Annotated in this window: 20 protein-coding genes; 12 read left to right on the plus strand and 8 right to left on the minus strand. The window is 57.0% G+C overall.

Annotated features, from left to right (window positions below; genetic code table 11):
• Positions 1 to 87: 87 nt before the first annotated feature.
• The gene (locus AB1L30_RS05765; protein WP_367012481.1) at positions 88 to 945 is read left to right on the plus strand and encodes a deoxyribonuclease IV; all 858 of its coding nucleotides are present in this window, start codon (positions 88 to 90) and stop codon (positions 943 to 945) included.
• 89 nt (positions 946 to 1,034) lie between these two features.
• Here AB1L30_RS05765 and AB1L30_RS05770 read toward each other — a convergent pair whose 3' ends face one another.
• The gene (locus tag AB1L30_RS05770) at positions 1,035 to 1,607 is read right to left on the minus strand and encodes a PH domain-containing protein (RefSeq protein ID WP_367012482.1); all 573 of its coding nucleotides are present in this window, start codon (positions 1,605 to 1,607) and stop codon (positions 1,035 to 1,037) included.
• A gap of 344 nt (positions 1,608 to 1,951) precedes the next feature.
• On the opposite strand from AB1L30_RS05770, the gene nrdR reads away from it, so the two are divergent.
• Both nrdR and AB1L30_RS05780 read left to right on the plus strand, forming a co-directional pair.
• A complete protein-coding gene (gene nrdR / locus AB1L30_RS05775; RefSeq protein ID WP_345095615.1) occupies positions 1,952 to 2,434 on the plus strand; it encodes a transcriptional regulator NrdR in 483 nt (160 codons plus the stop codon).
• Positions 2,435 to 2,672: 238 nt separating this feature from the next.
• Positions 2,673 to 3,299 (plus strand): hypothetical protein, encoded by a 627-nt coding sequence (locus AB1L30_RS05780; protein ID WP_367012483.1) that lies wholly within the window; start codon positions 2,673 to 2,675, stop codon positions 3,297 to 3,299.
• On the opposite strand, the gene AB1L30_RS05785 is transcribed toward AB1L30_RS05780, so the two are convergent.
• The 3 genes from AB1L30_RS05785 to moaC all read right to left on the minus strand — a co-directional run bounded on the left by AB1L30_RS05785 (position 3,284) and on the right by moaC (position 6,075).
• Entirely contained in the window at positions 3,284 to 4,333 is a 1,050-nt protein-coding gene (locus AB1L30_RS05785) for an alpha/beta hydrolase-fold protein (RefSeq protein ID WP_367012484.1), read from the minus strand. The two genes, AB1L30_RS05780 and AB1L30_RS05785, sit on opposite strands and share 16 nt — an antisense overlap.
• Before the next feature lie 223 nt (positions 4,334 to 4,556).
• The gene (locus AB1L30_RS05790) at positions 4,557 to 5,564 is read right to left on the minus strand and encodes a polyprenyl synthetase family protein (protein WP_367012485.1); all 1,008 of its coding nucleotides are present in this window, start codon (positions 5,562 to 5,564) and stop codon (positions 4,557 to 4,559) included.
• A gap of 19 nt (positions 5,565 to 5,583) precedes the next feature.
• Entirely contained in the window at positions 5,584 to 6,075 is a 492-nt protein-coding gene (gene moaC, locus AB1L30_RS05795) for a cyclic pyranopterin monophosphate synthase MoaC (protein ID WP_367012486.1), read from the minus strand.
• Positions 6,076 to 6,711: 636 nt separating this feature from the next.
• On the opposite strand from moaC, the gene AB1L30_RS05800 reads away from it, so the two are divergent.
• Together AB1L30_RS05800 and AB1L30_RS05805 are read left to right on the plus strand one after the other, a co-directional pair.
• On the plus strand, positions 6,712 to 7,131 hold the full coding sequence (locus tag AB1L30_RS05800; protein ID WP_367012487.1) for a hypothetical protein: 420 nt from the start codon (positions 6,712 to 6,714) through the stop codon (positions 7,129 to 7,131).
• Positions 7,132 to 7,189: 58 nt separating this feature from the next.
• Positions 7,190 to 8,137, plus strand: coding sequence for a DUF1559 domain-containing protein (locus AB1L30_RS05805; protein WP_367012488.1), 948 nt, complete (start codon positions 7,190 to 7,192; stop codon positions 8,135 to 8,137).
• A gap of 143 nt (positions 8,138 to 8,280) precedes the next feature.
• Here AB1L30_RS05805 and AB1L30_RS05810 read toward each other — a convergent pair whose 3' ends face one another.
• A complete protein-coding gene (locus AB1L30_RS05810) occupies positions 8,281 to 8,853 on the minus strand; it encodes a helix-turn-helix domain-containing protein (protein ID WP_105353146.1) in 573 nt (190 codons plus the stop codon).
• Positions 8,854 to 9,725: 872 nt separating this feature from the next.
• Here AB1L30_RS05810 and AB1L30_RS05815 point away from each other — a divergent pair.
• The 5 genes from AB1L30_RS05815 to AB1L30_RS05835 all read left to right on the plus strand — a co-directional run bounded on the left by AB1L30_RS05815 (position 9,726) and on the right by AB1L30_RS05835 (position 13,999).
• Positions 9,726 to 10,661, plus strand: a complete 936-nt coding sequence (locus tag AB1L30_RS05815) for a hypothetical protein (RefSeq protein WP_367012489.1) — start codon at positions 9,726 to 9,728, stop codon at positions 10,659 to 10,661.
• 43 nt (positions 10,662 to 10,704) lie between these two features.
• Positions 10,705 to 11,277, plus strand: a complete 573-nt coding sequence (locus AB1L30_RS05820) for a hypothetical protein (protein WP_367012490.1) — start codon at positions 10,705 to 10,707, stop codon at positions 11,275 to 11,277.
• Entirely contained in the window at positions 11,274 to 12,155 is an 882-nt protein-coding gene (locus AB1L30_RS05825) for a hypothetical protein (protein WP_367012491.1), read from the plus strand. Before AB1L30_RS05820 ends, AB1L30_RS05825 begins: the two co-directional genes overlap by 4 nt.
• A gap of 99 nt (positions 12,156 to 12,254) precedes the next feature.
• Complete coding sequence (locus tag AB1L30_RS05830; RefSeq protein WP_367012492.1) at positions 12,255 to 13,379, plus strand: cell division protein ZipA C-terminal FtsZ-binding domain-containing protein; 1,125 nt, start codon at positions 12,255 to 12,257, stop codon at positions 13,377 to 13,379.
• Between the two features lie 68 nt (positions 13,380 to 13,447).
• Positions 13,448 to 13,999, plus strand: coding sequence for a hypothetical protein (locus AB1L30_RS05835; protein WP_367012493.1), 552 nt, complete (start codon positions 13,448 to 13,450; stop codon positions 13,997 to 13,999).
• Positions 14,000 to 14,019: 20 nt separating this feature from the next.
• Here AB1L30_RS05835 and smc read toward each other — a convergent pair whose 3' ends face one another.
• The 3 genes from smc to AB1L30_RS05850 all read right to left on the minus strand — a co-directional run bounded on the left by smc (position 14,020) and on the right by AB1L30_RS05850 (position 20,446).
• Positions 14,020 to 17,622 (minus strand): chromosome segregation protein SMC, encoded by a 3,603-nt coding sequence (gene smc / locus AB1L30_RS05840; protein WP_367012494.1) that lies wholly within the window; start codon positions 17,620 to 17,622, stop codon positions 14,020 to 14,022.
• Positions 17,623 to 17,682: 60 nt separating this feature from the next.
• The gene (locus AB1L30_RS05845; protein WP_367012495.1) at positions 17,683 to 19,458 is read right to left on the minus strand and encodes a flagellar basal body P-ring protein FlgI; all 1,776 of its coding nucleotides are present in this window, start codon (positions 19,456 to 19,458) and stop codon (positions 17,683 to 17,685) included.
• 214 nt (positions 19,459 to 19,672) lie between these two features.
• The gene (locus AB1L30_RS05850) at positions 19,673 to 20,446 is read right to left on the minus strand and encodes a 3-ketoacyl-ACP reductase (RefSeq protein WP_367012496.1); all 774 of its coding nucleotides are present in this window, start codon (positions 20,444 to 20,446) and stop codon (positions 19,673 to 19,675) included.
• 520 nt (positions 20,447 to 20,966) lie between these two features.
• On the opposite strand from AB1L30_RS05850, the gene AB1L30_RS05855 reads away from it, so the two are divergent.
• Together AB1L30_RS05855 and AB1L30_RS05860 are read left to right on the plus strand one after the other, a co-directional pair.
• Complete coding sequence (locus AB1L30_RS05855; RefSeq protein WP_367012497.1) at positions 20,967 to 22,259, plus strand: hypothetical protein; 1,293 nt, start codon at positions 20,967 to 20,969, stop codon at positions 22,257 to 22,259.
• Positions 22,260 to 22,372: 113 nt separating this feature from the next.
• The gene (locus tag AB1L30_RS05860; protein WP_367012498.1) at positions 22,373 to 23,635 is read left to right on the plus strand and encodes a hypothetical protein; all 1,263 of its coding nucleotides are present in this window, start codon (positions 22,373 to 22,375) and stop codon (positions 23,633 to 23,635) included.
• Positions 23,636 to 23,711: the final 76 nt, after the last annotated feature.

Raw genomic sequence — 23,711 nt, forward strand, 5'->3', positions numbered from 1 at the left:
CACGTCTCATTTGCTACGTTTACTTTGGCAGAAAGACCAAACCATCTTTCGGATTCATTGTAGCTAGTATTTTCAGGACTTTTCTTCATGCCACATCTCCTCGGTGCCCATATGTCGATCGCAGGCGGCTATTACAAGGCTGTCGATGCTGCCGCTGAGTTCGAGATGAACGTGGTGCAGTTGTTCTGCAAAAATAACAACCAGTGGCGGGCCAAGGCGATCACCGATAAGGATGTGAAGCTGTTTCAGGAATCAATGGCAAAGCACAAGGTCGGGGCGCCGCTTTGTCATGCTTCGTACCTGATCAATATCGCTTCCCCCAAGGACGAACTGTGGGAGAAGTCGATCGAAGCCCTCGGCGTGGAAATGGAACGCTGCGAGCAACTCGGCATTCCGAATCTCGTCTTTCACCCAGGGGCGTTTGTCGACTCGTCCCTGGAAGAAGGGATCGAACGGATCATCCAGGCCATCGACAAGTTGCATGCCCAGTTGCCTGATTGTCCGGTGACGTTGCTATTGGAAACAACCGCCGGTCAGGGAAGCTGCATCGGCCACAAGTTCGAGCACCTGCAATCGATTCTGCAAGGGGTCAAGCAAGGTGAACGGGTCGCGGTCTGTCTCGATACGTGCCACATCTTCGCCGCCGGCTATCCGATCTCGGACGAGAAAGATTTCAAGGCGACCTTCAAAGAGTTCGACAAGCTGATCGGTTTTGACAAGTTGCGCGGCATTCACTTGAACGACAGCAAGAAAGAACTGGGAAGCCGCGTCGACCGTCACGATCACATCGGCGAAGGCAAGATCGGCATCGAAGCGTTCCGTCACATCATGAACGATAAACGCTTCAAGAAGATCCCCATGTATCTGGAAACGCCCAAAGGGGAAGAAGACGGCATCCAGCACGACGCCAAGAACATGGCAACGCTGCACTCGCTGGTTAAATAGAGATATCGCTCTCGCCGTAAAATAAAGCAGTCAGGCTAGAGTATGCTCCAGCCTGACTGCACAAGATCTTTTGCTCAATCATCAGACGGTTACACCGATTCGATGTACACACCGCGGCGATCGCGTTCGGCCTGACGGGCATCGTCTAGCATCAGGGCGACTTTCTTCACGTCCTTAATGCCGGGGATCCGAAGTTCTGGATGGGTCCGGTCGCTGGAGGTGATGCGGATAGTTCCGACGTTGAACATTCGGTCGAGGATCCCTTGCTCGACGGTAACGTCGTCGATATCGATCACCTCGATTCGGTCAGTCGTTCGCTTGATCACGCCATGTTCGTGCATGAATCGGCGAGTTGTCAGTTCGTACGAAACCCCCATCTTGATCCACCAGACACGGATCAGTTGGCCGATCCACAGGACCGGGATGGCCAGCAATACCGGGATGAAAAAGATACCACCGACAATCAAGCCGACGGTAATCAATGTGAGAACGATGAAACTGCCGCTCTGGTCGACCGCCGAGTAGCCGCCGCTCCAAATCTTTTCGTCGGGACCGCGCTCGCCACGCTTGCGGCCCGCAGTGAACTTTTCCTGGGGCGATTGGTCTTCAACATTCTTTTCGGCTGGGTCTATGGCAGCATCGTTCGGATTACTCGCGTCCATCGCTCGTTTCCTTCTAACAATTGGGGGTCAGGCGGTTGCCTTCGTGGTTCTTGGAATGGAGATGTGGTCGTTGTCCCACAATATTCGCAAAAACGAGACCATTCTTGATCGTTTTCCGGGTCATTATAGAGATTCGCAGAGGGGGAAAAAACAACCAGCTCTCGAAACATGGCAGCTCCCGACTTTCGGGCGGCTCGCGGGAAATCGCAGTTATCTTGTTTGCTCGCCCAGACTTAGCTTGCTCATTTCGCCGTTTCAGGCCAAACTATGAAGATTGAAGCTGTTTCCCTGGCGGCCCTTCCATAACTTTTTGGTGGTTGGTCCCGCGATTTCGAGTATGCCCTATGCGATGCCCGTTCTGTCGAGCCGACAACGACCGTGTGATTGACTCACGCGCAAGCCAGGACAGTTTCTCGATTCGCCGCCGACGCGAGTGTCTGGGCTGCAAACGCCGCTACACGACCTACGAACGTGTGGAAGAGTTGGATATCAAGATCATCAAGAAGGACAACGTTCGCGAACCGTTTGCTCCGGAGAAGATCAAGCGGGGCTTGGCCCTGGCATGCTGGAAGCGTCCCATCAGCGAAGCCCAGATCGAAGGGATCGTCGCGGCCGTCGAAAGCGAAATCTATTCGCAGTACGAAGGGGAAGTCGAAAGCCGTCTGATTGGTGAGATGGTGATGCAGCATCTGCACGCGATCGATCAGGTCGCTTACGTCCGATTCGCCAGCGTCTATCGCGAGTTCAAAGACGTTCGCGACTTCGTCGACGAGTTGCAACCGATGCTTAAAAAGTACGCCCCCAGCGTGCCGAAGCCTTCCAGCTAACCTGGCAGCTGCTTCACGGCCGACGCGTTCTACGCGAAATCGCAGGCCTGCCTGAGGACTTTGCCGTTGGTCAGCGATGCCGACCTGCAGCAAACCTACGGGATGCGTAGTCAGCGAGCCTAGTTAGGCAGCCAAGGACTCATTTCGCTGGCATTCGTTGCGGTGATCGGGCATAACCAAAGAAAGCGGCCCTATCACGTTTCTGACCGATCACTCCTCAGCTTGAAAGGACTGGCAGATGGAGTTCTTCGACGCGTCCACGCTCACGCCGGAAGAGCGGCATTGGGAAAAGCCGGTCGAACCGATCACGCTCCCCAGTCCCTCGCTGTTCCTGGTGGTGATGTCGATCGCGATGATCGCCGGCTCGCTGATCCTCTCGACCATTTCGATCGTCGAGTTTCTTCTGTTCCCGTCGCGAAGATTTCTGTTCCTGGCGATGCTGTCGGTCAGTTGGTTCGGGGCGCTGGTCCTTTTGCAGTACATCGGCGTCTTCTTACGAAGCTGGGTCGCCAGTGCGATCGCATTGGCGATGCTGGGCCTTGTAATGCTGGTGGGCTTGAACCTGGGACTTTTCACGCTCGTCTGGTCCAGCACGCAAATATGGCGAACTGCTCCGATCTTCGTGCTGGTCATTCCGCTGGCGCTCTTGTGCCTGGTGCAGCTTGATTGGACGAGGAGCCTGAGAAAATGTTATCAACTGGGTGCCAAGGCAGAACCGCATCATCAGTTCTCGGCCTGGCACTTGTTGATCTTTGTGCTGCTGGTTGCCTTACAGATTGGCTTCGCGACGCACTATCACCAAGCGCGGGTCAAAGCGATCCGCGCGTCACTTCAATTGCCACCGTCGACTTACTTGCTGCCGTAGCCGTGCCAGGCCCAGACCAGCGTATCGGCGAGGGTCTGCTGATAGACCTTCTGATCGCAGTGACGGGTCGCTTTGCTGAAGATAAAGCGATAGTCGTAACCCTTCGCCTTGAGCGCGGCGGCGGTGCGGTAGTTGGCCATCACCCAATTGTGATAGGTTTCTTCCGGGTCTTTGGCGCGATTGTCGTTCTCGGAAACGTGGGTGAAGATTCGCAGCGGCTTCTTGTCGGCGTTCTCGATCAGCTTCATGTTCGAGTGGTATTCCCACGCCCCGAGCGGATAGGTCTTTTCTTCCGCGGCGTCGTCATCTTGCTGGTCGACGAAGGTTCCGCTGTAAGTGATTAAGCGGCGGAACAAGTCGGGGCGAAACCATCCAGCCGTCAACGCTGCCGCGCCACCGGAACTGCAGCCCATGATCGCCTTGCCCCAGGGGTCTTCGGTGATCGCAATGTGCGGGTAAGCCGCTTTGATCTGCGGATTGCTCAGCACGGCCGGCAAGACTTCGTCGTTGATGAAACGAGCGTGACGATCCGACATGGTATCGTACTCGAGACCACGCTGACTGCCGTAGCTGTCGTTGCCCCCGTTCTGCACTGAAACGACGATAAACGGTGGAAGCTTGCGGTTGGGATCTTTCGAGATCGTCAGGTTATCCAGCGCGTTCCGCACCAGGTCCAAGCGGCTCGGGCCATCCAAGGTGACCAAGACCGGGGCCTTCGTTCCATCCTGATAGGCGGCTGGCACATAGACGAAAATCTTGCGCTCGGTGCGGACATCTTTCTTCGGATCGAGCGTCGCGTCTTTCCCGTCGAAGATCTTGCTTTCGGCCAGTGGCATCGAAAACTCGAACAGCTTTCCCTTCGGATTGCCTTGGTCGGTCAGGTCGGGGTCGACATGATAATCGGGCCCAATCACGAAGTCGCCATTGGCCGTTGGGTCGGCCAGCGAAGGGGCCGGGTCTTCCGCGGTAGCGGTCGAAACGAGAAGGCAAGTCAACAGCAGCAGTGCAGCACGAGCAGTCCAGCGACAAGGCATGAGGAGGGGTCCTGATTCGGAGTGAGGGACTAGAAGGATGGTGTGGGGATCCCTTCAGAATACACCACCGCCCGGCAAAAGTCTCTTGCCGGTAGGGTTTCACGCCAAAGATCGTACGGCGTCGCCGGGCCGCAGCAGCTGATTTTCAAGCGGCGGCCACGTGCCAAGAAGGGCAGGGCGGAGGGTCGCCTGCCTGGGGTGACATGTTTTTATAGCGTTGCGATTAGTAGCAACGCTTCAGAACGAATTCCGCCAGTTGACGCAGCGCGGCGGTCGCGTCGTTGTCGGGCCATTCTGCAAGCGAACCGAGAGCGGTCTCGACGTAGCGAATTGCCGTTTCACGGGCGTATGCGGCGCTGTCGAACTCTTCCAGCCAGGCCATGACCTGGGCAGCGTCTGGCGTCTCGGCTTGCAGCGCGGCCAGCATCTGCTTCTTGGTTTCTGGCGGGGCCACCTTCAACGCATGGATGATCGGCAAGGTTGGCTTGCGCTGGGCAAGGTCGGTACCGAGCGTCTTGCCAGTGCGATCGGTGTCCCCTTCGATGTCGAGCAAGTCGTCGACAATCTGGAATGCGATCCCGAGGCAACGACCATACTCGGCGGCCTGTCTACTCGCATTTTCCGGAGCGTTGGCGTAAAGGGTTCCCAGTTCGCACGCACATTGGCACAAGACGGCGGTCTTGGCTTCGATGATCGAAAGGTATTCTTCTTCGGCCAGGTCAAAGCGTCCCTTGGTGGTGATCTGGCGAAGTTCCCCTTCGCAGACCACGTTGGTGGCCTGACCGATCTTCTGCGCGGCCAAGGTGGTCGGCAGGGTGCTGGCCAGATAAAAGGCGTGCGTGAAGAGGAAGTCACCGACGAGCACGCTCGATTCGGTGCCCCAGCGGTGATGAATCGTTTCCAGATGGCGACGGGTATCGGCCCCGTCCAGCACGTCGTCATGAATCAACGTCGCGGTGTGAACCATCTCGAGCACAGCGCCCAGCTTGTGATGGTCGGCTGACAGACCGCTCCAGGCCTGGCCGCACAGCAGGACCAACGCTGGCCGCAATCGCTTGCCACCAAGCAGATAACCGTACGAGACGATGTCGCTCACGGCCGGAAACTTCGACGACATCTCACGCTTCAGAATCGCTTCGACCTCAGTCAGGTCGCTGCCGATCCCACCGTAGCAACGCATCAATGCATCGGCACTCGGAGCCGCCGGAGTTTGATTGGTAGCAGGATTCACGTTGATCTCGATTCGCTTTCTACTCGGCTTTTTGATCGGCAGGTCGCTGGTAGGTACCTGACTTGCCGCCTGACTTCTTCATCAGGCGGACATGCAGGATTTCCATCGATCGATCGATCGCCTTGCACATGTCGTATACGGTCAGGGCGGCAACGGAAGCAGCCGTCATCGCTTCCATCTCGACACCAGTCTTGGCGGTCACGCGGGCCACGGTGGTAATGCGAAGGATCGCCGGTTCGGTGAACTCAAACGACACTTCCACACTTTCCAAAGGAAGTCCGTGACAGAGGGGAATCAGCTCGTCGGTTCGCTTGGCAGCCATGATGCCGGCCAGACGGGCGACTTGCAGCACTTCCCCTTTCTTGTTTCGGCTCTCGCGAATAGCTTCAGCCGTAGCGGTTTCCATTTTCACACAAGCTTCGGCCACCGCTTCTCGCAGGGTTGCCTGCTTTTGCCCTACGTCGACCATGCGAGCCGCGCCAGAGCTATCGAGATGCGTGAATTCGGCCATTGGCCCCTCGAAACGTAAAACCGCGAATTCCTCCATGTTACGGCGATTTGGCCATTTCCAGTAGGGGCGTTCTCGCGTTTTCCAGTACGACAGGCAACAACCTTCGGAAAGTCGTCCTCTACTGAGCTTTCGCCGCTGCAATCTGCCCCTCTGAGGAGCAAAACCGCACCACAGAGAATCGGCATAACTCGGTTTCGGCCAGCAGGGTCCGAAAAAAGAAGCGAATGCCCACAGTCCACCGCAGGAGAAAGGCTTTATCGCCAATCTCACGGCAATGACTCGCATTTCAGTTCGTGACATCCGTTCCCGATGAGCAGCAGGGAAGAATACGCAAGTCAGAAAAGCACCGGAACACTTTTATGGCTTTCTCGCGTTTTTTCTATTTACACCCCATTAGGGAACTACTACAACGAAAGCAGCACTAAAGCCACCTAAAGGGATGGGTTTTTCCCTCGAGCAAATTTGCCGACCCCACTCGGGCGTCTCCCTTTCTTAGCCATAGCTGCTGACGATCTCGCCGATTGCCAACCCACTGCCACACTTCACCTGACTCAGGCCGAGCTGTGCGCGTCTGTAGGCCCTGGAAGGGTCTCTTCCCGCGATCATTCACCTTTCCTATCGAGATTCGATCGTCTTATGAGAGCACGATTCTACGCCCTGGCGTTTTCTTGTTTGGTTTTCACTCTGGCTGGCTGTGGCGGCGACGGAATTCCTCGCGCAGCCGTGAAAGGAACCGTCACTTACGACGGCAAACCGATCGAAACCGGAGTGATCATGTTCATCCCGTCCGATGTCTCGCCCATCGCCTTGAAGATCACCGATGGCATCTACGACTCGGAATCGGACGTTAACGATCGCCGGGGTGCACCGATTGGGGACTGCCAGGTGCAGATCTTCGGCGACAAGCCTTCCGGCAAGATCGTGACCGACATCACCACCGGCCAGAAGGTCGAAGAGTTCATCCAGTTCATTCCACCGAAGTACAACGTCAACTCGATATTGACCGTCACGGTCGAGGCCGGGGACCAGAACATCGACTTCTCACTCGACAATTAACACCTCGCCGACTCCGACTTACGCCCCTTCATCATTCCTTTCATCAAGGAGCCGTATCATGTCGACTCGTACCAAGTCGCGACCGGGTTTCACGCTGGTCGAACTGCTGGTGGTCATTGCGATCATCGGCGTGCTGATTGCCTTGCTGCTACCGGCGGTTCAACAGGCCCGTGAAGCCGCTCGCCGGATGCAGTGTGCCAACAACCTGAAACAGATGGCGCTGGCCATGCACACCTATCACGATTCCTTCGGACGCTTTCCGATCGGGGCGTTGATTGTCGATGATGGTTCGCCATGGTCTTCCAACCGCACGACCTGGCTGGCCCGGATTCTGCCGCAGATCGAACAAGTCGCTTTGCATGCCCAGGTGAACTACACCAACAACAGCTACGACACCTCGAACCCAGATATCGCCAAGATCGAAATCGCCGCGTATCGCTGCCCGAGCAGCGCCGACGATCCAAGGACGACCACAACCAAAGAAACGGCACCAACCGACTACGCTGCGTGCGTGGGGCATGCCTGGAACGTGGGTGGCAATGATATCAATAACCAAGGTTGGGGAGCCGTGATCGGGCCTCAGAAAGGGAAGGGGATCATGGCAGCCAACGGCGATATGCGATTCGCCGATGTCACCGACGGCCTTTCCAACACGATGGCAATCGCCGAGATCTTGCACGGCAAGTGGTACTCGAACAACTCGACACGGCCGTCATGCATCTCGGGAACGCTGACCGAAGCGACCGACGAGCGCAACGGCGACTCGTGGTTGATCAGCAAGTACATTGACGTCTTCTTCAACACCCAGTACACGCCGAATCCGTTCAGCCCTGACTGCCAATACCAGGGCTTGTGGTTCAATGTTGCTGCCCGCAGTCAGCATCCCGGCGGCGTCCAGACGGCACTCGGAGATGGTTCGGTTCGCTTCATTGCCGAGACCATCGACTTGAGCACGTGGCGTAACCTAAGCAACCGCGACGACGGCAACGTGCTGGGTCAGCTCTAATCCCACGGTAGTTGTTGGCTGGGCGCGCAGAGTACGTCCAGTCGGTGATTCAAGCGTGCCGGCAGCGCGCAAAAAAAACGCCGCGACTTGCATCGCGGCGTTTTTTTAAGCTCGGATTGTGGTAACCCTCAAGGTATTGGTCGTTAAACCAATTCCTTCTTTGCACCGATCAAGGTTCGTAGTCGTTCAGCCAGCAGAGCCGCGTCAAACGGCTTCTTGAACGTCTCATTAATCGTGGAGCGATCGAAGCTCATAGAGCTTCCATCATCGGGCAACAAGGCGATCAGAATCGTTTCCGCGAAGTCCGGATTCCGACGCAGATTCTGGCAAATCTGCAATGCCTCGATACGTCCGATCGAGAAATCCACGATAATGCAGTCCGGGTGAAAACCTTCGGCTTGAATTCCCGCCTCAAAACCACTCGCGGCCACGCAGACCTTGAATGCTTTTTCGAGCGGAAGTTCGCGACGTAGATTTTCCACCAATACCTGGTCCTGAGCAACGATCAGCACCTTGGCCATGGCTTCGTCTTCCAAGTCGCCAAGGGGCATTCCGTGTTCTTTCAGGAACTTAATCAAATATTCCCGCGGGATGCGTCGGTCCTGGGATCCAGGAATACGATACCCCTTAAGGCGGCCCGAATCGAACCACTTACTGACAGTGCGGGGGGCCACTTTGCAGATCTTTGCGACCTGTCCTGTTGTGAAGACCTTCATCACAGGCTCTCCATTACTCTTTCGTTGAGTTGACCTCCACTGTGCTTCCGGTTCTGACGGAAACACGAAAATCGCCCCTCATCTCCGACTTGGACTCCTCTGGCGATCCCTCGCTCACGGCTATGGGAGAGTCGTCTATCGTCAATGTCTGGGTCAGGGCGCTACAAACGCTGCTTCTCTTGTGGCTCGTACTCAGATCCTTCTGAACCGCGCCGTTCAAGCGGAAACCGGATCCACTACTCACGACTTAGTTCACAAGGAGCGTTCCGAAGAACAAACCTCATTCACCTCTCTCGCAGCGGTTCGGCGATGCGGTGACCAATGGGAGAATCCCAAACAGAACAACTGACGCAGGAGCGAGGTCACGCTCTGATGCGCAAGCTTCAGCTTGTTATAGATTCCCCCCTTGGCCGGCTGACTACCCACGCCAATTGCAACAAGTGCTGCAATCGGGAAGTGTGTAACAGGCCTTCCGAAGGTTAATTTCGAAGTTTCGGGGGTACTTTCTTTAGCATCTTTCCGATCTGTTTGGTGCGATCTTCAAATTCGCCACCAACGTCACGGCCAGATCGTGCAGATTGTTCCGGTTTTAACGGTATGTTCTGCCGCTAGCGGATTGTCCGTGCGCAAGGAATTATTTGCGGACGCCGATCAAAAGGCCACTGCCGGTTGTTGGTTTCGTACCACGGCAAGCCGAACCGTTGGCACCGCGAAAACCGGCGACTTTGCCTGGACAGTTGCTTCCGATGACCAGAAGCCAGATCGTTCTCAGGCAGGCATGACACTCATACGCCCGGCCTTACCATGCGGTTCGACATCTTTGGTAAGGCTGCATATAGATCGAGCTAGCAGCGGTTGGTATCGTGGGTGGCATGAACACCGATGAAGAACCAGAAAAAATTGCCGACGAGCCTGCTCCCGTTCAGCCCACCGCCTACCTGGTAACGGTGTCGCTCGCATTGATTGCTGTTCTGGCCTTACAGATCGGCTACTGTGCCCGGTTGGTTGTCGAGTTTCCGGTGTTGATCGGCATCGCCGGCTTCATCGTCTTGATCGCTGTGGGACTGCTGGTGGCGCAGTACCTGGCGACGTTTAGGCATTCGTCCATCGCCACCCTTGTCGCCATCGTTCTGGCACCCCTGCTGATAATTCATGGCCTTCCTTTGCTCATCTATCCGTTTACCCGCCAGTTCGCTGCGGCCTCCTTTTCTGTAATGGCGATCTTACAGTTGCTGGCTACCGGCCTGGCAATCATTTCATTGATGGTGAATGCCAACTGGCTTTCCATTCTGTCGAAGGCACGCAAAGCGGGCGAACCTATCGGCCGAGTCAATGCGTTCACGCTGTACGAACTGCTGGGAATCACCGCCGTGCTGGCGCTAGTGGCATTTCCATTCGGCGGGGTCGGCAGCACCGTGCCGGGTCAATTGCCCGTTCAAGGGAGTGGGCTTTCGAAGAGCGAGGTTCCCTTCGACACACCCATCGGGGCGACACAGATCCACTTCCTGAAACTTCCCAGCGGAGAGGTCGTTGCCGAGTGGATCGCCCACCCAGAAGACAACGAGCAATGGGTGACGCAAATCGAACTCGATTCAAAGGCCCGCGATTTCGACTACCAGCAGGCAGCCCCCGCCAGTTCGGTTTCGCCGGTACCAGAGTCATACGATCCCCAATCCATTCTGCAAGACCGAAACCTACACGGTGCCAACGTCGTGCGTTGGACGCTGGATGGCTATCGCCACGAAGTGCAGTGGGTCCCGGACGATCCAGAGCAGCGGACCTACTATCATCGGGAAGCGATCGATTGACCAAATCCGCGACCGGTAAGCTTTCGCTTGCTAAGCTGGCGGCATGCAATCTCCACGGCCCAACGTTCTCGAAATCGCTTTTGCGATCGGCACCATTCTTGGTTCGCTCTGGGTCGCAGGGGTCATGCTGGGCGCGACCTACTCGAGCGGACATTTGATTCACAATCGTCTCGAGTTAGCCACGCTCGTCCTTTGCAGCATTGTTGGGCCAGGCATGCTGGCTTGGCAGCAATATCGCTCGACTTTCCGCCAAAAAACCTCTGCCGCCCGCTTCTGCATGATCATGTCAGCACTGCTGACGATCATCAGCCTTGCTACAAGTTGCATCGGGCCATTCGGTATATTGATCGTCAATATTGCCCACTTTTTAGTGTTCGAGCACGACTCTCGCGTCGCTGAAGGTGCGATTCTAGTTCTCGTGCTACTTGCCTTCGTCTGCGATATCACCTGGTTCGTATTGAATGCACAATGGTGGCAAAGCCTGAAAGCACGTGATGCAGCCGCCGATGCTAAAATCGGTCCGGCGTTCACGATCGTCGACGCGATCGCTTTGTTCGCCGGGATCTTGGTTGCACTGGCATTCGCGATCCAAAGAGTTCAATTGCAGGTGTCATGAACGAAACCCAGCCCATCGCTCCCATTCCCTCGGCACCGAGACCTGGCTTCGTTCAGGTATCGGCCGCGCTGATAACCATCGGCGCGGCGGCGGCTACGATCGGTATCATGCTGCCAGGGCTGATCTATTGGGAGGTCTGCTTTACGGCGGGCTCGGTGCTATTCGTTCCGCCTGCCTTGTACTTCCTTTATCAACAATACCGCTCGACCTTTCGCCATGACTCTAGCGCAGCCGCGAGGATTCTGGCGATGTGCGTCGCCGCCGCTTGTCTGGTGCTGGTGGTCACGCAGACGCTTGGCTTTGCGGAACTGAGATCAAGCCAATCGCCGCTTATGGTTGTGGCCGTAGTGCTCGCGATCGATCTTACCGTGCTGGTGGTGATTGTTTCGCATTGGCGTTGGTACCACCAGCTTCGAGCCGCAAACGCGGAAGGGTATTGGCCGGCCGCTTCGGGAAGCTTCAGCTTGAAAGAACTTCTACTGGCGTTTGGCGTGCTGGCCGTCGTGCTGGGGATCGGTATCCCACTGACCAAGCCGAACGAGGGAATCCGAGTCAATCCGCAGCAAACGCCCCTGGGGCTGCCCTCTGGTGCCCGGGAGGTGACGTATCGGCGAACTTCGTACACGATTCGATATCAATGCCACCTCGATGAAGCGTCGTTCCTTGCCTGGCAGGCCAAACGCGACGACTGGGAATTCGAGCCCATCTCGCAAGCATCGCTTAAGATTCTCTCGGAAGACCCGGCCACGCCGCTGGCGCTGGTCCCGCACATCGTCCAGAGCGGCTGGGTATACCATTGGCATGTCGAAGACCAAGGCCTTACCATCACCTACGACCGCGACGAGGAACGGCTGTTTTATTATTCTCATAGCCGGTAGGGGTTCGCCGCGGAATCGTTTGCCCGCCGAGCCCAGGGAATTGATTTCCAGGGGCCGCTTCAGTACAACGATGCCATTCCTCTTTTCGCGAGGCTAACGATGACCTGGCCGCAATTCCACGTCAAAATGGTTGGCAATTGGATTCGCCAAGCACTGCTTCTGGGCATGCTTGTACTTTTGGGTTGTGGAGAAAGTGGTATGTCGCAGCAAGATCCGATGGAAGAGTTTGTGCTCAGCACGCAAAGCCAGACGAAGGCTCGTGCCGAAGCGGTCTTGTCTCTGCAAGGGAGCGAGGATGTCAGCCATCTGCTCCAGCCGATCGATCTGCCGGATCTGGAAAGCAACCAGAGTGAAGAGGCCGAGTACGCTCCGAACCCAGCCGTCGAATGGGTCATCGAAATCGAGTTCACCGAGCTCGAGCAGATCTCGGTTGCCCAATTGAAGGAAATCTTCGACGGAACGTTCGACCAAGGAGAAGGACGTCCCACAATCTTCGGCAAAGATGCCCAGACCAATCAATGGACCTACGCAATTGCCGCCGACGGGCCTGAATCGGTCACGGCGGTTCAACTTGCCTGGGATTATTTCCAGGCCTGGAAAGGGCCCGAGTCGATCTGTAATGAACTCGGCTTCCAGAAACGCCTGGACGCGACCAGCGCAGTCTTGCAGGAACATTCCATCGCTGCCAACATCACGCCAAGCCGCCTGCCGAAGGAAGCTTTTGCCCGGACCGAAGAGCTGGCCGTATTGCCGGAAGATTACGACAAGTACTTCATCATCCAACTCCAGGCGCCCGAAGGAACGGTCTTCGAGGGACGCGACATCTGGGACGTGATGCACTGCCTGGGGCTGATCTGGGGCGACATGGACTGCTTCCACTGGGACAACCCCAGCGGAATCGGCGACGACTATTTCTTCAGTGTCGAAAGCACCACGCCGCCAGGGTTCTTCCTGCCAGAGCAAATCGCTGCCGGCGAACTGCAAACCGAGGACCTCATCTTCTTGTTCAGCATTCCTCGCTCGGCCGCCCCGCTCGAGGTGATTTCACGAATGGACAAGGCGGCCCACTACGCCCAGAAGCGACTTGGCGGCACGATTCATTACCAGGTGGGGGAAGACCGGATGTCTCTGGAAAATGCCACGAACGAGGTTCGCCAAATGGCAGACATCCTGACCGAGAATGGCTTCCAGCCAGGAAGCGACAGTGCCCTGCAACTGTTCTAAAACTGGCTGATCGTCAGGGCCCCCACCTCGGACGATCAGCCGACCCTCATCCAATTCGACGAACCGCCATGATGAGCGAAATACCATTCCCGCGGCCTCATGCCTGGCAGATTGTCGTGCTGACGATCGCCATGCTGGCCGCGTTGGTAGTCGTTGGCTTTATTCTGCAACGCCTGCCAGTCCTCCGTGAAATGAATTGGATGGTCGCGTGTGGTATCCTGGTACTGGCGATCTTCTACGTCCTTTCGCAATATAATGCGATCGTTCGCAGCAACTTCGACACGACCTGTTTCGCCATGGGTATTTGCATCCTGACATCGTTGCTGACAGGGATCTATTGCGGCGGGGCGTTGCTGACATATCTGACCGGCTGGTCGCAGCACATCGAGCCCGGTTTCGTCCGGCTGTTAATCGCGATGTTCGCGTACCTCTGCATTTCGACAGCGGCACTCTTGGCGAACTTTTATTGGAAGCAAACGCTCTTCAATGCTATGGCGCTGAAACGGAAACCGCCGGAGAGCCCCAAGCTAACGCTACTAGACCTGATGATGAAGGTCCTGGCGATCTGTGTCGTGCTGGGCGTTTGGAACCTGGCTCGCCTCCTAGAGAAATCGCACTAGCCGCTTTGGTTCGGCTGGTTCTAAGCGACGGAGACATCGCCGTCGCCTGTTTCATTGACGTCGTCGAAGCGGACGCTCACTCGTTTCGAGATGCCTGATTCCTGCATCGTCACGCCATGCAGCGTGGTCGCAGCGGCCATCGTGGCTTTCGAGTGGCTGACGATCACGAAGCGGGTCCAATCGAGGAACCCGTTCAGCACGTCGACGAAGCGGCCAATGTTCGCTTCGTCCAATGGACCGTCGACTTCGTCCAGAATACAGAACGGGCTCGGACGGAACTGGAAGATCGCCAGCAGCAACGTCACCGCCGTCAGGGCACGTTCACCACCGGAGAGCAGCGAGATGTTCAGCGAGCTCTTCCCAGGTGGAGTAGCGATCACGTCGATCCCCGCTTCCAGGATATCGACCCCTTCTTCAATGATGATGTCGGCAGACCCACCACCAAACACGCGGCGGAACATGACCTGGAAGTTGCTGCGAACGGTCTCCAGCGTTTCTTCGAATAGCCGACGACTGTCGACGTTGATCTTGCTGATGATGCGTTCGAGCGACTCTTTCGCTTCGGTCAGATCTTTTAACTGACCATCGAGTTGTTCGAAACGTGTCTGAAACTCGTCCAGCTCTTGCAGGGCCTGCATGTTGACCGAACCAATGTTGCTGATCTTCCGTCGCAGATCGGCGATCTCTTCGTCGATGGCGGCTCGATCGCCAGGCAGTTCGACCGCTTCAAGATCGAGTTCCGTCTCGGAGATTTCAATCCCGTAGTCATCGCGAAGGCGTCGTTCGAGCGTGCCTCGTTCGTGCCGCAGATCGGTGAAGGCCAGCTCTTTGCGGTGCAATTGATCGTCAGCCGTGCGTTGTTTCTGCCGGGCATCGACCAGCCTGCTGGTATGTTCTGCCTTCTCTTTTTCCAGTTGCTTGCGAACCGAGCGTTCGGTCGCCAACGTTTCCTGCGATTCGTTCAGCATGAGCATGGCCGAAGCGTACTCGCTGGTAGCTCGCAAGATTTCCAACTGCTGGTTCTCGATCTTCTTGCGGTTCTGTTCGATCGAACCATGGATCTCGTCGATCGCCTGCGTACGCTCGGCCAGGTTCTCTTGCAGACGCTGGCTGGTTGCCTCGTGCGACTCGACTTGCTGTTCGGCTCGGGCCAGCTCGACCTTCAAGCCGGTGATCTGGCTACGGCTATCGCTGAGGCTCGCTTCCAGTTCGCCCAGAATTTGCGTGAGTTGTTCGCTGTTGGTTTCCAACTCGGCAATGGTCTGACGGGTCGAAGCGAGTTCGACTTCCTGCTGCTCGAGCTGCTTCGAATCGTTCTCGACGCGGGTCTCGATGGTTTGGCGCTGCTCCAGGCGTTTCGACAGCTCCGAGTCGGCGTCAGCAATCCGCGATTCGAGCCGCTGCTTGACGAGGCGATGCTCCGTCAACACCGACGACGCCTGCTGCTGCTGGCCGACCAGTTCTTCCAACGATTGACGCTGCTGCGACACTGTATTTTGCAAGTCGGTCAGCGAAGCGAGTTTCTTTTCGTGGGCTTCTTCCAGCTTCTCGACTTCGTTCCGCAGCGCTCGCAGTTCACTGCGTCGCGAAATGATACCACCCACGTTCGTCGTTGGGCCGGCATAAACGCGGCCGTCCGCTTCCAACATTTCGCCGTCGCGGGTTACAAACCGCAGCGGCTGCTGGTAACGCTTTCGCAGTTGCAAGGCACTGCGGGCATTGTCGACAAACCAGATGCCACCCAGCAGGAACGAAGCGACCGGCTGAAACTCTTCTTCCGCTTCAACAAAGTCGAGAGCACTGCCCAGCACGCCTGGCTCGTCGCGAAGACCTTCCGGTTCTTCGATGGCCTGGGTAGGCAGTGCCTGCAGATCGAGCAGACCGACACGGCCTGGGAAGATCACTTCGCGTTCGAGTACCTGTTGCAGCAGGTCGCCACTTTCGAGCAGCACCAACTGGGCCGAATCGGCTAGGGCGATTTCGATTAAGCGGGCATATTCGACATCGACACGCACCACGTCCGCCACCAAACCGATGACCGACTGAAACAGCGGCAAGCGTTCGACGCGGGCCCGGGAAAGGACTTCCTTGACGCCGGAGTTCACCCCTTCGCTGGTCCGCTCCAGTTCGTCGAGCACCGAGGCTCGTTCGGCAGCGACCGCGCGGCGACGCGACAAGGCATCCAAGTCGGCCTGAATATCGGCCGCTTCTTGTTCTTTCTGCCGCAGCAAGCCTTTCGCATCGGTGACGTCGGCCTGAGCGGTCGACAGGTGTTCGACCAGGCCTCCCTCGTCCTCGGTCAATTGCTCCAGTTCGCTGCGATGTTCCTCCAGGCGAACTTCGTCTCGTTCGATCGCCTTCTCGATGCCTTCCAGCTGATTGCGGTCCGACTCGATACGAGCCTTGACCGCGCCCAGGGCATTGTCGAGCGTCGAAACGTGACGCAGCAGTTCCAGGTGCTGCTGACGATTAGCTTCACCTTGTTCCCGCTTGGCTTCGATTTCGGTCTGAACTTCAAGCGTCGCCGCTTCCACGCTTTCCAGGTCGGCCGAGACCACGTCGCGCTGCGTACGCGATTTGGCCAGATACTGCTTCGAGGCAGCCAGTTCGGTCGACAGCGTCCGAAGGGAGGCGATGTTGCGAACCAGGTTCAGCGAGAGATGGCCCGACTCCTGCTCCAGATCGATCAGTAGACGGTACTGCATACCGGAGGCAGAATGAATCGTCGCGAGCCGTTGTGACAGGCGGGCATGCTGTTCTTCTTTTTCGGCCAGGGCACTTTGCAGTTCAAAGAGCCGGGCCTCGGAGCCTTCCAAGCCCGCTTCTGCCGTGGCGATAATCTCTTGGGCGCTGGCTTGCTGCTTCCGGAGATCTTCCAGCTCGCTGGAGTATTGATCGACGCGAACCGAAAGGCTGTTCCAGTCCTGCATCCCGACGACGGTTCGCAGCAGCTGAAGCCGCTCGGTGTATTCGCGATATTTTTGAGCCTTGCCGGCCTGGGCTTTGATGCTGCGATACCGCGAGCCGACTTCTTCGACGATGTCGGAGAGGCGAACCAGGTTTTGCTCGACACGTTCCAGCCGCCGCTGGGTTTCGATCTTCTTCGCTTTGAAGCGGCTGATACCGGCTGCCTCTTCAAACACGGCGCGGCGATCGCGGGGCGAAGCCTGAAGCAGCGTATCGACTTTTCCCTGTTCGATAATACTGTAGGCGTCGGTGCCAATCCCGGTGCCGCGGCAAAGGTCTTTCACATCGCGGAGGCGGCACGGATGGCGATTGATCAGATACTCGCCTTCGCCACTCCGAAACACACGCCGGGTGACGTGGACTTCGGGGGCGTCGATCGGCAGAGTTCCCTCGGAATTATCGAACACGATGGTCGCCTCGGCGGCGTTCATCGGTTTGCGTCCATGGGCGGCCGAGCCCTTGAAGATGACGTCGGCCATTTCCTTACCACGCAGGCTCTTGGCACTTTGCTCGCCAAGAACCCACTTGATGGCGTCGACAATGTTCGATTTGCCGGAACCATTGGGGCCGACAACCACCGTGATTCCCTCAGGGAATTCCAGGCGAGTCTTGTCGGCAAAACTCTTAAAGCCGTGAAGCTCTAAGGCTTTCAGCATGGTCGGCTCCGAACCGGCGACGGATTAATAGGACACCAAGGGCAAACATACCAGCGTCCTCTAATCGAACGTTGGGATCAAGGCGTCATCCCCGTCAGCGTAGGTCTTCACATCCGCCGACTCTTCCGGTTGGGGGATTTCTTCCGACTGGGTGAAGTTCTCTGTGACCGATTCCTCAGTGCTATCCGACGCTTCCAGTTCTTCGGTGCGGACGTACTTGCGGTCTGGGCGTGGCATGGCGTTCACTTCGACGCGAACGTTCAAATACCCCTCGTTTCGGAGGGCAAAGACCGTGCGGACAATTTCGCCGTAGCCACAGTCGATGGTCGCCAGCGACTTGATTACGTCCTTCAGCTCGCTCGAGCAGTATTGCTCCAGTTCGCTGCCATCGGGCTGGAAGCGGACAATTCGGAGCTTACGATGCCCATCCGAGCGAATTGTCAGGCCTTCCGGACCAATATAAGCGACATCCCCTTCCAAACGGACTTCGTTGCCGAAAATGACGATTTCGGGCCGATCCTTCAAGCGGAAGTGGACCAGTGGGGTAGAAGCGGAACGGACCAGGTGCATGTGCACGGCGTTCTCCAAGAGATCGCCCGCCACCGAAGGGAGCACAGCCGAACGCTTCTTCAACTGATCGAACGCCCCGTAACGAGCTTCCGCGCTTTCTGCGTGCAGCAGGCCTTCCAGGCTATCGATCACATCCAGGTCGTCAAACGAGCCCAACGCCACCAAAGCACGGTAACGGAAACCGTTGTGGGTTCGAGCCGCTTCGGTCAGAGGTTCGATACAAGCAGGATCGCTCAAAAACGCCAGCGATTCCGCGGAACAGAAGCGGACCAATTCGCTGTTCGACGATAGCCCCTTCTTGAGCGAAGGAATCCCTTCTTTGCCGACCGCTTCCAGCTTCAACGCACCGGCCTGGGCGGTTTCTTCCTGGAGAAGTTCTGCTTCACACTCGATGATATGGCGACGGCGGAACTGGGTTCCTTGAGCGATCGGGATGAAGCGAATCACTCGCATGTAGCGGTTGATGTTGCCTTCGTACAGCGGATGCACGTCCAACGCGATGAACTTGTCGGTCTTCGGCGTGGCGACACCTTGCTTGCTGCCGTTGCGGTACATGTAAAAGCGGTTGTTGATCGCCGTACCGATATTAGCACTGGCGGCGATCGAGGCCTGGCCTTCAATCAAACCAAGGCCCAGCGGGCGTTCTTCTTCCATCACGGCGCCACCCAGGATGTAGCCGCGTGTCATGTTCGATTTGCCAGAGTTGCCTTCGACAACGCTATCGAGCACGACGGGGCCCGACGCTTTGGCGACAACGTTACCGGTACGAGGGCGACCACCAAGGAACGCCATTTCCGAGAGGCGAGTTTCCGGGGCGTAACCATGTTCGATGCTAACCGTGTCGGTTTCTGCCGGAGCGAGAATGCGGACATCGATGGTGTCCCCTTTGCGAGCCCCAGGAGGAATCACGGCTTCTGCCATGACCAGCGCGGTGTTGGGATTTTTCATCCACATTTGCGGCTGATCGACTTCGCGAACGCGCATTTCATTCAGCAGCAGATCGCGGGCAGGGGAGGGAGGTGGATCGCTACCGGTGCCACGAAGCCCGGTCAGCAGCGTAACCCCTTTCACCACGGCCGTGTTAAGACCGCCCGGAACGGTCAGATCGCCGACCATCCGAACTTTGTCCCACTCGTGGGAAGGTTGCTTTTCATCTACTTCTTTGCTGGTCCACGGGCTGATGCAGCCTGCGGTGACCAATGATCCGCCGATCATCAGACTGAGAAGTAGATAACGTGCCGTATGAGAGCGTCCGTGCGGTGCCATTAGGTGCAGATCCGTCGATAAACCTACGGTTTGGCCTAGGGAATTCCTTTCCCGAAAGACCATTTCGCCCGAGACCATAGAAGAAACTGATAGCACCGGTCAAGATCAGATTTTCAGGCGACCACCCGCGGAAGACCGATCCCGTCGGGTAACCTGCCGCCGCCTTAGACCGCTGCCAGGATTGCAGCGGCCTCGTACAAGGCGACATGGATGCTTACAGGCGACGAAGATGGAACCCTCCGTCGACGTTGATCCGTTGGCCGGTGCTGAACGGAAAATAGTCGGCACAGATGGCCGAAACCGCCTTGGCAACATCTTCTGGCTGGCCCCATCGTTTGATCGGGCTCAGGCCATCGGCGATTTGCTGATCGTATTTCTCTTTGACAGGACCTGTCATGTCGGTGGCAATGACACCGGGGCAGACTTCAAAAATTTGAATCTTCTCGTCCCCCAGCCGATCGGCGAACAAATTGGTCATCATCGCCAGGCCCGCCTTGGCAATGCAGTAATCGGCCCGGTTAGGGCTACTGGCATAGGCCGAAAGGGAGGACAGATTTATGATCTTTCCGCCGGCGATGATGCCTTGCTCGATCTGGCCGAGCATGCTGTTGGCGGCGGCCTGAGAGAGGAAGAACGGGCCCTTCAGGTTGGTATCGAGCACCAGGTCCCAGTTCTCAGGCGTTGCTTCCAACAGGTCGAGTCTGCCTGGCGAGGTGATGCCGGCGTTATTGACCAGAACATCCAGCCGCTGCCATTTGGCCAACGTCTGCTCGAGCAGTTGGGCCCGGCCTTCCGGCGAAGCGACACTTGCCTGAACGGCAATGGCCGCGCCGCCAGCCGCTTCGATCTGGGCGACCACTTCGTTGGCGGCATCCGGGCTCGAATTGTAATTGACCGTGACACAAAAACCGTCGGCCGCCAGTTGCAGGGCGATCGCTCGACCGATTCCTCGGGAACTGCCGGTGACGATGGCAACAGGATTCGACATGGGAAAGGACTCGTCAAAGATAGATTACGAAGGCGCATAAAAAAACGGGGCGAGGATTCATCGTAGAATCTCTCGCCCCGTCGGTGGAGGCGACCTCTGGAGCAAATGACCCAAGCTCCAGAGGTCTGACCGGAAGCCCTCTGTGAAGCACTTGCCAAGACGGCCGACCCAGTAGCCGTATATTCTTGACAAGTATGAGCTTCAGCCCAGGAGGGGGGGCAGGCAGTTCCCGCAAACTACCAACGACAAAGGACTTCCGATGTCCATTTCCTGTAACCTGTCGCCACTTTGTGTCAGCGACGGGGGAGTAAATACGAAATCCCCAGGTCCGTGTCACGACCGATTTCTAAAAAATTTTTCGCCAGCTAAGCATTGGCGAATTGGTCCATTCAGCCCCGATTTAACAAACCGATTGACGCTGGCTGGCAGACTGTCGCTGGGAATCGAATATCACAAGAGGTACCATGGCGCCCGGTCCTGTTCATTGACGAAGTGAAAACCGGTAGAAGAATCGTTCGCTATGCCAGCCCATCGTTACGCCCAAACTCTCGTCTTCGCGATCGCCCTCGGTGCGGCCACAGCAGCTTTTTCAGCCGAACCTGCCGAGCAGATGGGGCAATGGGGGCAGTTGTTTCGGCCAGCCAGTGTCCCTTCGATCGCCGGGAAAGATTGGATCGAGTTCGAGACCGGGCCCTACGACTACGATCTCAAACACCGCGGCTGGCGGATGGACGATGATGCCGAACAGCTTCAGATCTTGACCTGGGAAGGGGAACTGCAGCGGTTTCGCAAACCGAAGCCAGGCGTCACGCGGCCAGAAGTTGAAAAGGTCGAACGTGATCCGAATGGAAGAATCGTGAGCATGAAGATTCGCCACGATCAAGATCCTGGTTTCATGACGGCCTGGGAGATCGAAGAGTGCGACTTCACCGAGATGTGTGAGTATCAGCTTAAAGGGTGGCCACCGGCGATCGACGTTGGGTTCATGAACCGGGCAGATCAGTTTGCCTACGACAAGAAGGACGCAATGCGAAACCTGGTCGATAGTGCCAAGTACGCGGCCTACGCCTTCGATCATGGCGAAATCGAAATAGCCAACCAGTTGCACAAGCTGGCCCGCGATCAGCACAAAGCCTACCTCGAAAAGTATCGTGAAGCCGAGCAGGATCTCGATCAATTCTTAGTCGAGCATCAAGCCCGAGAACTGAGGACGAGCGCCATCCGCCGTGGCAGAGCGGGGATTTCACGAGGCGAACTACTCGCGTTATGGCAGCAGATTCTGTCGCTTCCCAAAAACAAGCTGCAGCCGGAAGCGGACCAAATGGCGACCAGCTATCAACGTTTGATCGAAGAAGATATCGACTGGGAAGAACCCCGGGCCGATGAAATTGCATCGATGCCGGTCGACCAACAGGTTGCCTATTGGATGCATCAACTGCGAGACCATAATGCTCGCCAGCAAACCGAGCCTGGCATGTGCAATGTCTTGCTGGTGCCGACCGTTCCGGAGGGAGAAACGGCTCCACCCAACCCGGCGGACGAACTCCGCAAGCTGGGCACCGCCGCGATTCCGGCTTTGATCGAGCATATGGACGACACGCGTCCCACGCGCTGCTTCGGCTATTGGCGAATCGCTTCGGACGATGATATTCATCTGCTGACCTATGGCGATTGCTGCGTGCAGATCTTCGAGGCCATCGCGAACAAGCGGATCTATCGCCGAAAGACCACCACCAGCTATCCCAGCACCGATGGTCAGGCCGCCGATTGCCAGGCGAAAGCAGCCGCGTGGTGGCAAGAGCAGCAACCTTAGCCGAACATTTTCTCCTCATCGGTTATGCTGAAAGCTGCGACGAAGCGGGTCGGCAAGATCGAACCTGGCCGACTGCTTCCTGATGCCTGGGGAATGTGCCACTGGAGGGCGTAATGAATCAACCTGCTCGAAGCCTAGCCCAGACGAACCTTTCGATCTGCCTGCTGGTCGGGCAAGCGTTGTCGGTCGCCAGCGCTGCCGAGCAAGCCCCTCGGCCCACCGCTGAGGTCGCCGAACAGATTACGCGATTCTCGCGTTTGCTCTCGCTCGAAGATCCTCAGCTTCTGGTCGATAAGCCTTGGGCAGTCATCGAAACAGGCCCGAGCAATGTCCCGAAAATGCTCGAAGGGTGGGTGATCGATCAGGATTCCGATCAGATTCAGCTGCTCGACTGGCAAGGAGATCTACGACGGCTTCGCTATCCTTCGGAAGATCAACAAAGGCCGGCATTGATGCGTCTCTTGAATGGCAAGCTCGACGTCGCCAGCCTTGAGCCGTCCGACTATGTGATCGCCTGGGAGTACCGCGAAGTCGATTTCGCCCAGCGAAGTCGCGAGTTCCTCCAGAAGTTGAAACGACGCGACCGCAACGCAATTACCATTCAAACGCTGCTCGATACGGCTCGCTATACGTTCGCGGCGTGGATCCAGGACGACCGCGAGCATGCCTTGGAGCTGTTCGATCAACTGGAACAAAAACAGCAAACGTTCCTCGATATCCGCGGCGTGCCTCATGAAGAGCTGGTCGAGCTCGATCCGTTTCTCGATTGGTTCTTCGCCGCCGAGCTCCGCACGCGGTCCGTGCTGATGACACGCAATCGCCATCCCTTCGGCGAGATCGCCCACCTCTGGCTGCGGATGGCTATGATGCCGGACGATTTGTTTCACGAAGAAGTGAAGAACCTCGTCGCCGGCTATCAACTGCTGGTCGGGGAAGAAGGAACCGTGCCGGAGCTTTCACCGCGTGAAATCGCCGCGCTCAGCGAGCAGGAACAAGTCGACTATTGGATGTATCACCTGCGGAACTACGTGTCGATGCCGACGCTGCTGATGCGAAACGTTCGCAAGGAAGTGAACCCGGCCCTCGAGTTGAAGAAGCTCGGCGACGCCGCCATCCCGACATTGATCGAGCACATGACCGACATGCGTCCGACGCGGTGCCAATCGCGCTATATTCGCTTCCAGCACATGCATGTCTGGCCGCTGCGTTATGGCGACTGCTGCGTGACGATCTTCGAGGATATGACGAAGCAGCAGATCTTCGACCGGGAAGCCAAGACCCATCATCCCACCTACGACGGCGTGGCGGCCCAGTGTCAGGCCAAAGCCCAGGCCTGGTGGGATGCAGAACAAACGCGACGCCAGCAAATGCCATAAAAATAGTTGCCGGTGGGGTGTGCAACCTCCACAATAGAGCCGTCCCCACAACCGAAGGATGGAACGACAGGAGGAT

The sequence above is a fragment of the Bremerella sp. JC817 genome, assembly GCF_040718835.1.
Classification (GTDB): domain Bacteria; phylum Planctomycetota; class Planctomycetia; order Pirellulales; family Pirellulaceae; genus Bremerella.

Excerpts from the sequence above, each read along its gene's own strand:
- AB1L30_RS05765 (WP_367012481.1), top strand. The coding sequence starts at position 88 with ATGCCACATCTCCTCGGTGCCCATATGTCGATCGCAGGCGGCTATTAC.
- AB1L30_RS05770 (WP_367012482.1), bottom strand. The coding sequence starts at position 1,607 with ATGGACGCGAGTAATCCGAACGATGCTGCCATAGACCCAGCCGAAAAG.
- nrdR (WP_345095615.1), top strand. The coding sequence starts at position 1,952 with ATGCGATGCCCGTTCTGTCGAGCCGACAACGACCGTGTGATTGACTCA.
- AB1L30_RS05780 (WP_367012483.1), top strand. The coding sequence starts at position 2,673 with ATGGAGTTCTTCGACGCGTCCACGCTCACGCCGGAAGAGCGGCATTGG.
- AB1L30_RS05785 (WP_367012484.1), bottom strand. The coding sequence starts at position 4,333 with ATGCCTTGTCGCTGGACTGCTCGTGCTGCACTGCTGCTGTTGACTTGC.
- moaC (WP_367012486.1), bottom strand. The coding sequence starts at position 6,075 with ATGGCCGAATTCACGCATCTCGATAGCTCTGGCGCGGCTCGCATGGTC.
- AB1L30_RS05800 (WP_367012487.1), top strand. The coding sequence starts at position 6,712 with ATGAGAGCACGATTCTACGCCCTGGCGTTTTCTTGTTTGGTTTTCACT.
- AB1L30_RS05805 (WP_367012488.1), top strand. The coding sequence starts at position 7,190 with ATGTCGACTCGTACCAAGTCGCGACCGGGTTTCACGCTGGTCGAACTG.
- AB1L30_RS05810 (WP_105353146.1), bottom strand. The coding sequence starts at position 8,853 with ATGAAGGTCTTCACAACAGGACAGGTCGCAAAGATCTGCAAAGTGGCC.
- AB1L30_RS05815 (WP_367012489.1), top strand. The coding sequence starts at position 9,726 with ATGAACACCGATGAAGAACCAGAAAAAATTGCCGACGAGCCTGCTCCC.
- AB1L30_RS05820 (WP_367012490.1), top strand. The coding sequence starts at position 10,705 with ATGCAATCTCCACGGCCCAACGTTCTCGAAATCGCTTTTGCGATCGGC.
- AB1L30_RS05825 (WP_367012491.1), top strand. The coding sequence starts at position 11,274 with ATGAACGAAACCCAGCCCATCGCTCCCATTCCCTCGGCACCGAGACCT.
- AB1L30_RS05830 (WP_367012492.1), top strand. The coding sequence starts at position 12,255 with ATGACCTGGCCGCAATTCCACGTCAAAATGGTTGGCAATTGGATTCGC.
- AB1L30_RS05835 (WP_367012493.1), top strand. The coding sequence starts at position 13,448 with ATGATGAGCGAAATACCATTCCCGCGGCCTCATGCCTGGCAGATTGTC.
- smc (WP_367012494.1), bottom strand. The coding sequence starts at position 17,622 with ATGCTGAAAGCCTTAGAGCTTCACGGCTTTAAGAGTTTTGCCGACAAG.
- AB1L30_RS05845 (WP_367012495.1), bottom strand. The coding sequence starts at position 19,458 with ATGGCACCGCACGGACGCTCTCATACGGCACGTTATCTACTTCTCAGT.
- AB1L30_RS05850 (WP_367012496.1), bottom strand. The coding sequence starts at position 20,446 with ATGTCGAATCCTGTTGCCATCGTCACCGGCAGTTCCCGAGGAATCGGT.
- AB1L30_RS05855 (WP_367012497.1), top strand. The coding sequence starts at position 20,967 with ATGCCAGCCCATCGTTACGCCCAAACTCTCGTCTTCGCGATCGCCCTC.
- AB1L30_RS05860 (WP_367012498.1), top strand. The coding sequence starts at position 22,373 with ATGAATCAACCTGCTCGAAGCCTAGCCCAGACGAACCTTTCGATCTGC.